Here is a 14,163-nt window from a genome sequence, read left to right as displayed (position 1 = left end):
ATCCCTCAGGCCTGCAGCTGTTCGCGGGGCTTGGGCCGGGCCCAGCGGGCCGGAAGGTTCGGGCCGTCCCACACCTGCACGATGCCCCACACGACGGCGGTGATCGGGACGGCGAGCAGGGTGCCCAGGATGCCGCCGATCGCGGTGCCGGCGGTCAGAGCGACGAGCACGACGAACGAGTGCAGCTTCATGGTGCGGCCCATGAGGACCGGCTGGAGGAAGTTGCCCTCGAGCTGGTTGACGAGCACGACGGCGCCGACGACGAGGACGGCGTTGAGCGGGCCGTTCGCGACGAGGGCGACGAGTGCGGCCAGGATGCCGGCCAGGGTCGCACCCACGATCGGGATGAAGGCCAGGAGGAAGACGAGCACGGCGAGGGGGATGGCGAGGGGCACCTGGAGCACGAGCAGCGCGATGAAGATGCCGACCGCGTCGACGAAGGCGACAGCCGCGGTGCCGCGGATGTAGGAGCCGAGCACGACCACCGTCTTGTCGCCGATGCGACGGGCGCGCATCTCGTTCGCCCCGCGGAACGGGCGCAGCAGGAACTCCCACATGCGGGGTCCGTCCTTGAGGAAGAAGAACAGGATCACCACCAGCAGCACGGCTCCGGTGATGAAGGTCGCCACGGCGCTGACACCCGCGATGGCGCCCGAACCGAACTGAGCGCTGGTGACGAAATCGCCGAGAGCGCCCAGCCACTCGTCGATCTGCTCCTGATCGATCGAGAAGGGAAGCGTCTGCGCCCACGCGACGAGCTGCTGGAAGCCCTCTTCCGCCTGCGAGTACAGGTCGTCCCACTGGTCGCGGACGGCCCAGACGATGAGCCACGACAGGCCGCTCAGCAGCACCACGATCGTGAGGAGGGTGATGATCGTCGCGAGCAGCGACGGTACGCCGTGGCGGCGCATCCAGCCCATGGCGGGGGCGAACGCGCACGCGAAGATGAGCGCGAGGATGAGCGGGATGGCCACGACGGACACCTGCCGCAGCACGTAGACGACGCCGATCGCGATGATCACGAGGACGATGATCTGCACGCCGCGGATCGCGAGCCGGCCGAAGCCGTCGGCCCACAGGCCCGCGGGGGGTCGTTCGGCGTCGCGGTCGATGGCATCCGCCAGCACGATCTCGGGCCGCGGTCTGCGTCGGAACAGGCTCATGACGACGACGCTAGCGGACCGCGCCGCCCCGGACGCGGGGTTGCGCTCGAGCCGCGCGCGGGGCAGGGCGCGATTCATCGTGGTCACCTCCGCGGTTGCTCCCGTTCACCCTCGCGTCGCCTCGAGGTCGCCGCGCGGCCACCCCCGCCGAGGACGGTGGAGGTGCCGCCCGCACGCGGCGGCTTTCGCACCTCCCCCCAGATACGAAAGAGGATCTCCATGCACCGGAGAGCGCATACGCGCGCCTGCACCCTGACCGCGACGAGCGTCGCCGCCGGTCTCGTCCTCGCGTCGGTCCCGGCCGTCGCCGCGAGCGCGGCCGATGCCGACGCGGCATCCGTTCCGAAGAACGTCATCCTGATGATCTCGGACGGCGCAGGCTACAACCAGTTCGACGCCGCGAGCCTCTACGAGTACGGGACGAGCGCGCACCAGGTCGCCGTCGATCCCGCGACCGGCGCGATCGCGCATGAGGCGGCCACGCCCGGTCAGGTCTACGAGACCTGGCCCGTCCAGGTGGCCCAGTCTCACTACTCGGCGTCGGGCCGGGCGGAGTACGTCACCGAGAAGGCGTGGGGAGACTTCGGCTGGGTCGCCTCGGGCGCCACCGACTCCGCTGCGGCGGGCACGGCACTCGGAACCGGCGTGAAGACGAACAACGGGACGCTCGGCTTCGCGCCGGGCGGTGATCGCCTGCTCACCGTGGGCGAGCAGGCACAGGAGGTCGGGAAGAAGGTCGGGCTCGTCACCTCCGTACCGTTCAACCACGCCACCCCCGCGGGCTTCATCGCCCACAACGCCGACCGAAACGACTACCAGGGCCTGGCTGCCGAGATGATCGACAGCGGCGTGGACGTCCTGATGGGCGGCGGGCACCCGATGTACACCGACGCACACGAGCCCCGCCCCGCCGACTGGACGTGGATCGCGCAGCGCGACTACGAGCGCGTCTCGACCGGAGCGACGCCGTTCACCTTCATCGAGGACAAAGCCGACTTCGACGCTCTCGCCGCCGGCACCGCCGTCCCCGACAAGGTGTTCGGTCTCGCGCAGGTCGCCGAGACCCTGCAGTACAACCGCCCCGGGCTGGCGAACGACACCGCGCTGCCGTACACCGATCCGGCGAATGACGTCGCCGACCTCGACACTCTCGCCCGGGGAGCGCTGAACGTGCTCGACACGGGCGACGAGGGCTTCTTCCTCATGGTCGAGGGCGGCGCGGTCGACTGGGCCGGCCACGCGAATCAGACCACGCGCCTCGTCGAGGAGCAGATCGCCTTCAACGACGCCGTCGAGGCCGTCGAGTCGTGGGTCGAGGAGAACAGCAGCTGGGACGAAACGCTCGTCATCGTCACCGCCGACCACGAGACCGGCTACCTCGCCGGCGCGGGTGCCGGTGCCGAGACCGGATGGACGCCGATGACGGGGGCAGCGGGGCAGCTCCCCGACCTGACGTGGCACTCGGGCGGCCACACGAACGCGCTCGTCCCGCTCTTCGCCAAGGGTGCCGGGGCCGACGTGCTCGAAGCCCGGGCCGACCAGTGGGATCTCGTCCGCGGCGCCTACCTCGACAACACCGCGATCGGCGAGACGATCTTCGACGTCCTCGGCCACGGCGAACGCAGCTCGGCGGACGCGGTGGCGCTCGAGGCCACGATCGCCGGCCAGCCGGCGGACGGCGCGCTCAGCCTGAGCGTGGCCGGACACGGGGAGCGCGTCTCGTTCGGCGGTTCCGGGGCGGATCTGGATGCCACGCTGCCGCTCGTGACCGTCGCCGACACGCGCAACGAGATCCGCGCCCAGGGGCGTGGCTGGACGCTCGCGGGAACGGCGACGGACTTCGTGGCCGGCAACCGCACGCTGTCGGCTGAGAACCTCGCGTGGGCGCCGCGCATCGTCCGATCCGAGGCGGGTGCCGCCGCGGGCGGCCGGGCGACGCTCGCCGCGCCCGCGACGCTCGCCACCGCCGACCGGACGTCGCGCCTGGGCTCGACGGTGGTCGGGGCCGATCTGGATCTGACGGTCCCGGCCGACGCCGCGGGCGGCCGGTACGGCAGCGAGATCACGCTCACCCTGTTCGCCCAGGACTGACCGGTCCGCGCGACAGCGATGCATCGGCGGGGGCGGGCTCCGGCCCGTCCCCGCCCCCAGCTCACCGGAGACCTCATGCCCCGCATCCTTCCCGTCTGTGCCGTGCTGCTGGCGGTCGGCGTGCTCGCCGCGCTCACGGCATCCGCGTCGCTCGCCGTCGTCCCGGCATCGGCCGCGGCGCCGGAGCCGCCCGCGATCGAGTGGGGCGTCGTCCCCGCCGACGCCGCCGGCCCCGACGGCCGCGTGTCGCTGCGCCACACGATCGACCCGGGCGCCGCGATCACCGATGCCATCGCGGTCACCAACCATTCCGTCGAGCCCGCGGTGTTCACCGTCGCCGCCGGTGACGGCGTGGTGGGCGCGGACGGCGCGTACGACGTCCGTGCCGACGATCCGGAAGCGGGCGGAGCGTGGATCGACGTCGGCGGGCTCGACGGCGACGGCCTCGCGCTCGCTGCGGGCGAGACCCGTGTGCTCCCGGTCACGATCACGGTGCCGGCGGATGCGACGCCGGGAGATCACCCCGCGGGGATCGTCGTGGGGCTCAGCGCCGAGGGATCGGAGGTGACGGTGACGCACCGCGTCGGGGTGCGCGTGCACCTGCAGGTCGCCGGTGACATCGCTCCGGCGCTCCGCATCGACGCGGCCACCGCGAGCTTCACGCCCTCGTGGATCCCCTTCGTTCCCGGCACCCTGACGGTGGAGTACCAGGTGACCAACACCGGCAACGTCCGCTTCGGGGCCAGCGGTGCCGCCGAGGCTGCGGGCCCGCTGGGGCTTCTTCCCGGCGGAGGCGTCGCCGAGGCGTTCGAGGTGCTGCCCGGCGGCTCGGCGACGCAGCGCATCGAGCTGCCGCTCGCGCCGCTGTTCCTCGCCGCCGGCGAGGTCACCGTGACCCCGATCTCGCTCGGCGACGATCGCGTGCCGCTCCCCGAAGCGGCATCCTCGGGGTTCTCATCACCGGCCGTGCCGTGGTCGTCGATCGCCGTCCTCGCGGCGGGTGCGGGGATCATCGCGCTCGCGGCGGTCATCGTGGTGCGCCGGCGCGCGCGCTGAATCGCAGTTCGCCGGCCGGCGGCTCAGGCGAACGCGCCGACGCCCGTGATGTCGCGGCCGAGCAGGAGGGCTTGGACGCTCTCCGTGCCCTCGTAGGTGTGGATGGCCTCGATGTCGGTCATGTGCTGCATGACGCCGTTCTCGAGCAGGATGCCGTTGCCCCCGAGCAGATCGCGCGCGATCTGCGCGATCCGTCGCGCGGCCCGGGTGTTGTGGTACTTCGCCAGCGAGGCCTGGGTGGGACGCAGGCCGCCCGAGGTCTCGAGGTCGGCGAGGCGGCGGCAGTAGAGCTGCATCGCGGTGAGCTCGTCGAGCATCTGAGCCAGCCGCTCCTGCACCATCTGCGAGCGGGCCAGCGGACGCCCGAACTGGATGCGCTCGCCGGCGTAGGTGACGGCAGCCTCGTAGCACGCGGTCGCGTGACCCAGCGCCGACCACGCGACCCCGGAACGCGTGGCGTAGAGCACGGTCGAGGCATCCCGGAACGAACGAGTCCCCTCGAGGACGGCATCGGCCGGCAGCCTCACATCGCGCAGCGCCACGTGAGCCTGATGAATGCCGCGCAGCGACGCCTTGCCCGCGATGACGGTGCCGGTGTAGCCCGGGCGGTCCTGCTCGACGAGGAAGCAGCGCACCGCACCGTGCAGCTCGTCGCCCTCATCGTCGACCCGAGCCCACACGAACGTGATGCCGCCCGACGCCCCGTTCCCGATCCACTTCTTGGCCCCGCGCAGCACCCACTCGTCGCCCTCGCGACGGGCGACCGTCTCGAGCGAGACCGAATCGGAGCCGTGGTCGGGCTCGGTGAGCGCGAAGGCGCCCAGCACTTCGCCCGCGGCGAGCGGTCGCAGCCAGCGCTCCTGCTGAGCGGGGGAGCCGAAGAGGGCGAGGGTGCGCAACGCGAGCCCGCCCTGCACCGCGTGCGCCGTGCCGAGCGAACCGTCGCCGCGGGAGATCTCCATCGTCACCAGGCCCGCGCCGAGTGGCGTGATGCGCGTGAGCTCGGGGTGGTCGATGCCGTCGACGAAGAGATCGAGCTCGCCCATCCGGCGGACGAGGTCGAGGGGGTAGGTCGCGGTGTCCCAGGCGTGCTGCATCCGCTCGCCCACCTCATCGACGAAGGCCCGGGCGCGATCCCAGGCGGCGCGGTCTTCGTCGTCGACGTCGGCGAAGACGCCGTAGTAATCGGTGTCGCGGCGGCCCGTGAGGGCGTAGGACGCGACGCGCTCGCCGGGGAGCGCGTCGAGGTGACGGTCGGCTTCATCGCTCATGGCATCCAGTATCACCCCGAATGACACTGGGTGTCACCGCGTCTGTTCAGGAGAGGTCGGCGCGGAGGCGGCGGGTCACCTCGGCGAGCGGCATCCGGCGCGGGAAGACGGCCACCACGACGTCGTCGTCGGCGGGTGCCCCGCCGTCGGGATGCACGCCGAACCGACGCAGCAGATCGTCGAGCGCCGCTTCCACCGTGGCCCGCGTGACGGCGTCCTCGCCGCGGAGGAGCCGGCGCAGGACATGGTTGTGCACGGCGGTCACCGCGGCGCTGAAGGCGACGGCCTCGGCGGGATCGAGGTCGGGCAGACGCCCGCGCAGATGATTGCCGAAGAGCCGCTCGTACCGGAAGACCATCACGATCTCGCGCTCGCGCAACGCCGGGACTCCGCGGACCACGCGATAGCGGCGCCGCGCCAGCTCGACGTCGGCGGCGAAGTGGTCGAAGGCCGCGAGGGCGGCGTCGCATACGGCCCGCCACGGGCTCTCGTTCGGCCTCTCGAGCAGCTCGCGCAGAGCCGCGATCGCGACGTCGTGGTCGGCGAAGACCACATCGTCCTTGCCGCCGTACTGCCGGAAGAACGTCGAGCGCGACAGGCCGCCGGCCCGCGCGATGTCGTCGACCGAGGTGCGCTCGTACCCCTGCTCGTCGAACAGCGCGACCGCCGCGGCCACGAGAGGGTCGCCGGGGGTGCGGGAGGCCTCGGTCATGGGCACCGAGCCTAGTGTCAAGTCGCTTGCCGCCGTCCGGCGCGCGGCGTTGACTGCGGGAATGACCGCGCTGTGGAAGTCCGACGTCGCCGTGCCCGCCGGGGCGCCGTTCGAGCCGGGACGGCGCCACGACGTGGTCATCGTGGGGGCAGGGCTGACCGGCCTCGCGACGGCGCTCGAGCTCGTCCGCAGCGGGATGGACGTCGCGATCGTCGAGCGCGGCGGGATCGGCGAGCTCGCCTCGGGCTCGAACACCGGCAAGATCTCGCTTCTGCAGGGCACGACGCTGTCGTCGCTGCGCCGGCACCACCCGGCATCCCTCGTCCGTGCCTACGTCGACGCGAACCGCGACGGCTTCGAGTGGATCACCCGGGCCGCCGACGAGCTCGGGGTCTCGACCACCACCCGTACCGCGTACACGCACGCCCAGGGCGCCGAGGGTGTCGCGGCCGTGACCGACGAGTACCGGGCGGCTCGAGAGGCGGGCCTCGACGTGCGACTCGCGGGTGCCGACGAGCTCGCCGCCGGCCCCGTCCGCATGACCAGCGCCGTCGCTCTGGACGAGCAGCGCGCGATCGACCCGATGAGCCTGTTGACGGCACTGGCGACCGCTTTCGTCGCGGCCGGAGGCCGGCTCCACCTGGGCACGGCCGTGCGACGGGTGCGGGTCGTGCCGCGGCCGCGGATCGACACCGCGGCGGGGCCGCTGTTCGCCGAGAAGATTGTGCTCGCCACGGGCGCGCCCATCACCGACCGCGGGCTGTACTTCGCCAAGGTGAGCGGCATGCGGTCGGCGTGCGTCTCGTTCGACCTCGAGGGCGAAGTGCCCGATGGCATGTACCTGTCGGCCGACAGCCCCACCCGGTCAGTGCGCACCGTGACGGCGGCAAACGGTGCGGGCGGCCCCGAGCGGTCGCCGCAGCTCGTCGTCGGCGGCGCCGGACACCCCGTCGGCCGGACCGACAGCGAGCTCGCGAAGCTCGAGGAGCTCGTCGCGTGGGCTCGGGACACGTTCCCCGTGGGCGCGGAGACCCACCGCTGGTCGGCGCAGGACTACACCTCGCACAACCTCGTGCCGTTCATCGGCGCGATGCCCCGCTCGCTCGGTCGCGTTCGGTTCGCGACCGGATACGCCAAATGGGGGCTCACGAACGCGCCCGCGGCGGCGCTGCGGATCGCCAGCGAACTCCGCGGGGAGAGGATGCGCGAGCGCCCGACGTGGATGACGGTGATCGGCACTCGGCTGACGGTGCCCGCGGATCTCGCCCGCGGCGCGGCCGAGAACGCCAAGATCGGCGCCGTCGCGGCGCGCGGCTGGGCCTCGGCCGCGAGGCGGTCCACCCCGGTGGCGCAGCCCGCGGAGGGCGAAGGAACCGTCGCGCAGCACCATGCCCGGCCGGTGGGCGTCTCGACGATCGACGGTCAGACGCGGGCGGTCAGCGCGATCTGCCCCCACCTGGGCGGCGTGCTGGAGTGGAACGACCTCGAGTGCACGTGGGACTGTCCCCTGCACGCGTCGCGGTTCACCCCGGACGGCGAGCGCATCGAGGGTCCCGCCTCGACGGGCCTGCGGCGTCTGCGCTGACCCGAGCGGTCAGTCCCGCGCGAGCAGCTGTTCGTGCACCTGACGTCGCAGCACCTTGCCGATGAGCGACCGGGGAAGGTCGTCGACCGCGACGATCCGGCGCGGGACCTTGTACGCGGCCAGGCGCGTCCGGCAGAAGTCGCGCAGACCCTCGACGTCGAGCTCGGCCCCATCGCGCAGCACGACCGCGGCGACGACTTCCTCTCCGCCCGAGGAACGGGGAGCGGCGACGACGGCCGCGGCCTCGACGTCGGGGTGCGCGTGCAGGGTGTCCTCGACCTCGCTGGGTGAGACGTTGAACCCGCCCGTGATGATCAGCTCCTTGAGCCGGTCGACGATCGTGACGAAGCCGTCGGGCGAGACGACGGCGATGTCTCCCGTGCGCAGCCAGCCGCCGGGAAGCAGTGCGTCCGCGGTCTCGGCGGGGCGGCGCCAGTAGCCCGAGAAGACCTGGGGGCCGCGCAGCAGCAGCTCGCCCTCCTCGCCCGGTTCGCGGTCGACCGAGGGGTCGTCGGGGTCGACGATGCGGATGTCGGTGCTCGGGAACGGCACTCCCACCGTGCCGGGACGGCGGGAGGGGCCCATGGGATTGCCGAGCGCGACGGGGGAGGACTCCGTCATGCCGTAACCCTCGACGAGGAGCCCGCCCGTGGTGTCCTCCCACCGGCGGACGGTGGCGACCGGCAGGCTCATCGCTCCCGAGATCGCGAACCGCACGCGTGACAGGTCGATCGCGCCACGCGATGCCGCCCGCGCGAGCTGGTCGTAGATCGGCGGCACCGCGGGGAGGAACGTCGGCGGGCTCTTCTTGGCGGCGTCCGCCATGAGGCCGACGTCGAACTTCGGAAACAGCACGAGCTTCGCCCCGATGCTCATCGCGAAGGTCAGGCAGAGCGTCATGCCGTAGGCGTGGAAGAGCGGCAGGACGCCGTAGAACGTCTCCTCGCCCTCGACGAGACCGGGAACCCATGCGCGACCCTGCATGGCGTTCGCCCGCAGGTTGCGGTGGTTCAGGACGGCGCCCTTGGGGATGCCGGTCGTACCGCTGGTGTACTGCAGCAGTGCCGTGTCGTCGAGCGTCGGTCCCGCCGCACGACGCGACAGGGGGCGGTGTCGGACGAGCTTCGACCACGGCAGCGCATCCTTCGCTCGCGGCTTCGCCGTCAGCTGGGCGCGCGACTCCCGCGCTTTCGCGAGCGGCAGGCGGAGCAGCATCCGCTTGCCGCGCGGCAGCGCCTCGGTGACGTCGACGCTGATGATGCGCTCGACCCGCAGGTCGGTCGGGAAGTCGGCGATGGTGTCGACGGTCTTGTCCCACACGATCGCGAACCGTGCGCCGTGGTCCTCGAACTGGTGGCGCAGTTCACGCGCGGTGTAGAGGGGGTTGTGCTCGACGACGATCGCGCCGAGGCGCAGTGCCGCGTAGAACGCGATGACGTGCTGCGGGCAGTTCGGGAGCACGATCGCCACCCGGTCGCCCGCGGTCACCCCCAGCCTGCGCAGGCCTTCCGCGGCGCGGTCGACGCTCTCGCCGAGCTCGCGATACGTCGTGGTGGCGCCGAAGAACTCCAGGGCGGTCCGGTTGCCGTGTCGGGCGACGGTCGCGGCGAGCATCTCCGGCAGGGTCTGCGTCACCTCGTCGATCTCGGCGGGGACGCCGTCGGCGTAGGCCGACAGCCACGGGCGGGACTCGAGGGCGGTCATGTCCCCATCCTGCATTCCGCGACATGCCCGCCGCTGAATACGGCGCCGGTTTCGCGCCGATCGGCCGGTCCGTGAGAGGGGCGGTCCCGTGGCGCCGCGTCCGCGCGGGTCAGACCGCGACGGCGACGCCGTAGCGCTCGCCCACCCGCACGAACCCGGCGAGGAGGCGGGGCCAGCGCTCCTCGTGCCCGAAACCCGCGTGCGCCTGCGCCAGCTGGGCCCTGCGTGCCGCGTCGTCGCCGGCGGCGCACCACCAAGCGAACAGATCGAGGTCGAGGCCCGCGCCCGACTCCTGCTTCGCCAGGGCGAGTCCCTCGGCGGAGTCGATGCGCTCGAGGTGGTCAGCAAGCGTGCCGATCGCCTCGTGCAGACGCGGCACGAGCTCGTCGTCGGACCACGTCTCGAGGTCGATCCATTGCGCCGGCCATCCGACGATGTCCTCGAATCGACGGCGGTACTGCGGCGTGGCGCGCGAGAGGGGTGAGGGCGCTGTCCTGCCGATCGCCTCGTCGAAGCCCGCGACGTACACGGCGCCCTCGACGTACACGCGGAGGTGGCCAGCGGCGTTCCCCTGGCTGCGCTGCAACGTCACCTCGTGGAGCACCCCCGGCGTCTCCCGAGTCCAGACCAGACGCTTCTTGCGGTACCCGCGAGGCTTGAGCACCGGGACGACAGCATTGGCCACGAGGGCGTCGAGGCGTTCTTCGAGCGCGGTCATCGTCGTCTCCTCGGTGTCGGTGTCGGTGTCGGTGTCGGTGTCGCCGAGCGGAGCCTATCGGGCGTGCTCCGCCGCGTCAGGTCGCGACGTAGAGCACACCGGTGATGAACAGCGTGATGATCGTCGTCCACATGACGATCGCCGCTCCCTGCCACAGCAGGACGGTGCGAGGGGGCACTCCGGTGGCGGTCAGGGCGGCCGCGGTGAACTGCGTGGGCAGCAGAAGCGGACCGAGCAGGCTCACGCCCGGGGTGCCGTAGCGGTGGTACGCCTTCTGGAACTTCTCGCTGCGGGCCGACTTCGGCTTCTCGGGGGCCCCGCCGCGCGTGGTGACGGCGGTGCGCACGCGGGCGGCCACGAGCACGACGACGGCGACGCAGACGAAGTTGCCGATGGCGCCGGCCAGGGCGGCGACGACGGGGTGGATGCCGCCGATGATGCCGATGCCGGCCGCGCCTTCGCCCTCGATGAACGGCACCGCGCCGGCGAGGGCGACGATGACGGGCTGAAGGACGTCGGGCATCCGGGCCACGAGGTCCTGGAAGCCGAGGATGAGGTCTGCGAGGGGGTTGGTCATGGATCCATCCCAGCGGCGCCCGGAAGTCCGCGGCAGTGTCGGGGCGTCACCGGTGCCCGGGAGGTTCCGCGACCCGGACCGTGACAAACGTCATGGCCGTACTGTGGGCCTCGTGAACGACCGCGACCCCCGCACGGCATCCGCGCCGCGCCGCACGGCACTGGCCCGTGAGGTCGCGGCCACCTCGTGGTACATCGCCGTATCCATCGTCTTCTTCATGATCTCGGCGCTCGGCATCTGGAGCCTGTGGGCGCTGCAGGTCCGCACCCGCCTGGAGGACCCGGCGGTGATCGTCGGGTACGCGGCCGGCTCGGTCGCCGTCCTGGTCTCGACGGTCGTGCTGCTCGTTCGATACCGCACCGACGGCGACGTGGGGGAGGCCGATCGTCCGCCGCGCCTGCGCCGCTTCCTGTCGTGGCCGGTTCTTCTGGGCGTGGCGGGGTCGCTGCTCCTCGGCGCGACGACGATGACGGTGCTGTTCGGGGCCTCGGTCCTCGCGACGATCCTGTGCCTGGTGCGCTGGGGGCCCGGCATCCGCTGGCGGGGCGTGATCCTCGTCGAGGCAGCGCTCGTCGCGCTGTGGTTCGCGGAGCGGGCACGCATCGAGGGCGCCCTCGCGGGCGTGGGATCGCTGACGTTCGCGCTGCTCGTCTTCGCGGTCGCGCTGCCGGCGTCCATCGCCCTGTCGCTGTGGTCGTGGGATGTCGTGCTCGAGCTCGACCGTGCGCGCGCGACCGAGTCGCGCCTCGCCGCGACGCAGGAGCGGCTGCGCCTGGCGGGCGAGCTGCACGACCTGCAGGGGCACCATCTGCAGGTGATCGCGCTGCAGCTGGAGCTCGCGGAGCGGATGCTGGGGCGCGACCCGGATGCCGCGGGCGAGCAGATCCGCCTGGCCCGCGCCTCCGTCGACGCAGCCCGCACGGGCACGCGCGAGCTCGCCGGGCGCTTCCGCGGCGTACCGCTGCCCGACGAACTGGCCAACGCCGCCGACCTGCTGCGCGCGGCCGGACTCGCGGTGCGGCTCGACGTCGCGGCCGACGCGGTGCTCGCGCCCGCCGACATCCTCGGCCCCGTGATCCGGGAGTGCACGACCAACGTGCTCAAGCACGGCGGTGGTCGATGGGCGGAGCTGAGGCTCGATCGCGAGGGCGGGTACTGGCGCGTCGCCTTCGCCAACGACCCGGGGCCGGATTCCGCGCTGGGGGCGGGCTCGGGCCTCGCCGGCATCGCGCACCGGGTCGGGGTGGCCGGCGGCGACCTGCGATCCCGCCGTGGAGACGGGCGGTTCGAGGTCGTCGTCTCGGTCCCCGCGGGAGCGCCCGGCACTGCCGCTGGCGCGACCCGGGAGCCGGCGGGCGAGGGGATGCCCGGATGATCCGCGTGCTCATCGCCGATGACGAGGACATGATCCGTTCCGCGCTCGCCGCGCTGCTGCGTCTCGAGGACGACCTCGAGGTGATCGCCGAGTGCCGCGACGGCGAGAGCGCGGTGGAGCGAGCGCTCGAGCTGCGTCCCGACGTCTGCCTGCTCGACCTCGAGATGCCGGGCATCGACGGGGTCGAGGCGGCCGCCCGCATCCGGCAGCGGGTGCCGGCGCGCTGCGTCGTCGTCACCCGGCACGCGCGGCCCGGCGTTCTCCGCCGCGCGCTGAGCGCCGGCGTCGACGGCTTCGTGCCGAAGTCGCGCCGCGCCGACGACGTCGCCGCCGTCATCCGCGAGGTTGCCGCCGGGCGGCGCTACGTCGACCCCGAGATCGCCGCTGATGCGCTGAGCGACGAGCGCAGCCCCCTCACCGACCGGGAACTGGACGTGCTGCGGGCGGGTGCCCGAGGCGAGACGATCGCCGAGATCGCGGCGACGCTGCATCTGTCGGCGGGCACGGTCCGCAACCACGTCTCGTCGGTGCTGGGCAAGCTCCATCTCGCCACCCGGCAGCAGGCGGCGATCATGGCGCGCGAGCGCGGCTGGATCTGACGCCGTCCCCTCCGTTCGGCGGGGATCGGGCACGGGGCCGTCAGACACGGGTAGTAGGCTTTCCGATCGGGCGATATCTCGACATCGAGATTTCTCACGCCCCATCACCCACCGTCGCCCAGCGAAGGATTGCAGTGGACCTTTACGAGTACCAGGCCCGAGACCTGTTCGAGAAGTACGAGGTGCCGGTGCTCGCCGGCATCATCGCCGACACCCCTGAGGAGGCGAAGGCGGCGGCCGAGAAGATCGGCGGCGTCGTGGTCGTCAAGGCTCAGGTCAAGACCGGAGGTCGCGGCAAGGCCGGCGGCGTCAAGGTCGCCAAGACCCCCGACGAGGCGTTCGCCGCGGCCGAGGCCATCCTCGGCCTCGACATCAAGGGCCACGTGGTCCAGCGCGTCATGGTCGCGCAGGGCGCCGACATCGCCGAGGAGTTCTACTTCTCGGTGCTGCTCGACCGCGCCAACCGCTCGTACCTGAGCCTGTGCTCGGTCGAGGGCGGCATGGAGATCGAGGAGCTCGCCGTCGAGCGTCCCGAGGCGCTCGCGCGCATCGAGGTCGACCCTCTGCAGGGCATCGACAAGGCCAAGGCCGTCGAGATCGCCCGTGCCGCGAACTTCCCCGAGGACCTCGTCGAGAAGGTCTCGGACGTGTTCGTCAAGCTCTATGCCGTCTACACGGGCGAGGGCGCGACCCTCGTCGAGGTGAACCCGCTCGTCCGCACGGGCGCCGGTGACATCGTCGCTCTCGACGGCAAGGTCTCGCTCGACGAGAACGCCAGCGAGGTCCGCCACCCCGAGCACGAGGAGCTCGAGGACAAGGGCGCCGCCGACCCGCTCGAGGCCAAGGCCAAGGAGTCGGGCCTGAACTACGTCAAGCTCGACGGTCAGGTCGGCGTCATCGGCAACGGCGCGGGCCTGGTCATGTCCACCCTCGACGTCGTCGCCTACGCCGGCGAGAAGCACGGCGGCGTCAAGCCCGCCAACTTCCTCGACATCGGTGGTGGCGCCAACGCCCAGGTCATGGCCTCGGGTCTGGACGTCATCCTCGGCGACGAGCAGGTCAAGAGCGTCTTCGTCAACGTCTTCGGCGGCATCACCTCGTGCGTCGCCGTGGCGGAGGGCATCGTCAAGGCGCTCGAGATCCTCGGCGATTCGGCGACCAAGCCGCTCGTGGTGCGTCTCGACGGCAACCAGGTCGACGAGGGCCGCGCGATCCTCGCCGACGCGAACCACCCGCTCGTGACCCTCGCCGCCGGTATGGACGAGGGCGCCGACAAGGCCGCCGAGCTGGCCAACGCCTGAGCTCCGGACGC

12 protein-coding genes are annotated in these 14,163 nt (G+C 72.2%); 6 read left to right on the top strand and 6 right to left on the bottom strand.

Going from position 1 to position 14,163, the window contains the following annotated elements:
- Positions 1–5: 5 nt before the first annotated feature.
- Positions 6–1,163 carry an AI-2E family transporter gene (locus MTS1_RS15635; RefSeq protein WP_036306219.1) on the bottom strand — a complete coding sequence of 386 codons (1,158 nt, stop codon included), beginning with the start codon at positions 1,161–1,163 and terminating at the stop codon, positions 6–8.
- Positions 1,164–1,382: 219 nt separating this feature from the next.
- On the opposite strand from MTS1_RS15635, the gene MTS1_RS15630 reads away from it, so the two are divergent.
- Both MTS1_RS15630 and MTS1_RS15625 read left to right on the top strand, forming a co-directional pair.
- On the top strand, positions 1,383–3,254 hold the full coding sequence (locus tag MTS1_RS15630; protein ID WP_023955703.1) for an alkaline phosphatase: 1,872 nt from the start codon (positions 1,383–1,385) through the stop codon (positions 3,252–3,254).
- Positions 3,255–3,329: 75 nt separating this feature from the next.
- Positions 3,330–4,310, top strand: coding sequence for a hypothetical protein (locus MTS1_RS15625; RefSeq protein ID WP_023955701.1), 981 nt, complete (start codon positions 3,330–3,332; stop codon positions 4,308–4,310).
- 23 nt (positions 4,311–4,333) lie between these two features.
- Here MTS1_RS15625 and MTS1_RS15620 read toward each other — a convergent pair whose 3' ends face one another.
- Positions 4,334–5,581, bottom strand: a complete 1,248-nt coding sequence (locus tag MTS1_RS15620) for an acyl-CoA dehydrogenase family protein (protein ID WP_023955699.1) — start codon at positions 5,579–5,581, stop codon at positions 4,334–4,336.
- Positions 5,582–5,627: 46 nt separating this feature from the next.
- The gene (locus tag MTS1_RS15615) at positions 5,628–6,293 is read right to left on the bottom strand and encodes a TetR/AcrR family transcriptional regulator (protein ID WP_023955697.1); all 666 of its coding nucleotides are present in this window, start codon (positions 6,291–6,293) and stop codon (positions 5,628–5,630) included.
- 61 nt (positions 6,294–6,354) lie between these two features.
- Here MTS1_RS15615 and MTS1_RS15610 point away from each other — a divergent pair, with 61 nt between their 5' ends.
- Positions 6,355–7,878 (top strand): FAD-dependent oxidoreductase, encoded by a 1,524-nt coding sequence (locus MTS1_RS15610; protein ID WP_036305971.1) that lies wholly within the window; start codon positions 6,355–6,357, stop codon positions 7,876–7,878.
- A 9-nt stretch (positions 7,879–7,887) separates the two neighbouring features.
- Here the strand turns inward: MTS1_RS15610 and MTS1_RS15605 are convergent, their stop codons facing one another.
- The 3 genes from MTS1_RS15605 to MTS1_RS15595 all read right to left on the bottom strand — a co-directional run bounded on the left by MTS1_RS15605 (position 7,888) and on the right by MTS1_RS15595 (position 10,877).
- On the bottom strand, positions 7,888–9,582 hold the full coding sequence (locus MTS1_RS15605) for a long-chain-fatty-acid--CoA ligase (protein ID WP_036305969.1): 1,695 nt from the start codon (positions 9,580–9,582) through the stop codon (positions 7,888–7,890).
- Positions 9,583–9,691: 109 nt separating this feature from the next.
- Positions 9,692–10,300, bottom strand: a complete 609-nt coding sequence (locus MTS1_RS15600) for a DUF4304 domain-containing protein (protein ID WP_023955693.1) — start codon at positions 10,298–10,300, stop codon at positions 9,692–9,694.
- Positions 10,301–10,376: 76 nt separating this feature from the next.
- On the bottom strand, positions 10,377–10,877 hold the full coding sequence (locus MTS1_RS15595; RefSeq protein ID WP_023955692.1) for a hypothetical protein: 501 nt from the start codon (positions 10,875–10,877) through the stop codon (positions 10,377–10,379).
- 112 nt (positions 10,878–10,989) lie between these two features.
- On the opposite strand from MTS1_RS15595, the gene MTS1_RS15590 reads away from it, so the two are divergent.
- The 3 genes from MTS1_RS15590 to sucC all read left to right on the top strand — a co-directional run bounded on the left by MTS1_RS15590 (position 10,990) and on the right by sucC (position 14,152).
- On the top strand, positions 10,990–12,252 hold the full coding sequence (locus MTS1_RS15590; RefSeq protein ID WP_036306215.1) for a sensor histidine kinase: 1,263 nt from the start codon (positions 10,990–10,992) through the stop codon (positions 12,250–12,252).
- Positions 12,249–12,851 (top strand): DNA-binding response regulator, encoded by a 603-nt coding sequence (locus MTS1_RS15585; protein WP_023955690.1) that lies wholly within the window; start codon positions 12,249–12,251, stop codon positions 12,849–12,851. Before MTS1_RS15590 ends, MTS1_RS15585 begins: the two co-directional genes overlap by 4 nt.
- 134 nt (positions 12,852–12,985) lie before the next feature.
- Positions 12,986–14,152 carry an ADP-forming succinate--CoA ligase subunit beta gene (sucC, locus tag MTS1_RS15580; protein ID WP_023955689.1) on the top strand — a complete coding sequence of 389 codons (1,167 nt, stop codon included), beginning with the start codon at positions 12,986–12,988 and terminating at the stop codon, positions 14,150–14,152.
- The last annotated feature ends 11 nt before the right edge of the window (positions 14,153–14,163 follow it).

Origin of the sequence: Microbacterium sp. TS-1 (assembly GCF_000509385.1) — a bacterium.
GTDB classification, from domain to species: Bacteria; Actinomycetota; Actinomycetes; order Actinomycetales; family Microbacteriaceae; genus Microbacterium; species Microbacterium arborescens.
The sequence above is the reverse complement of the archived record's forward strand: the minus strand, read 5'-3'. Positions and strand labels throughout refer to the sequence as shown.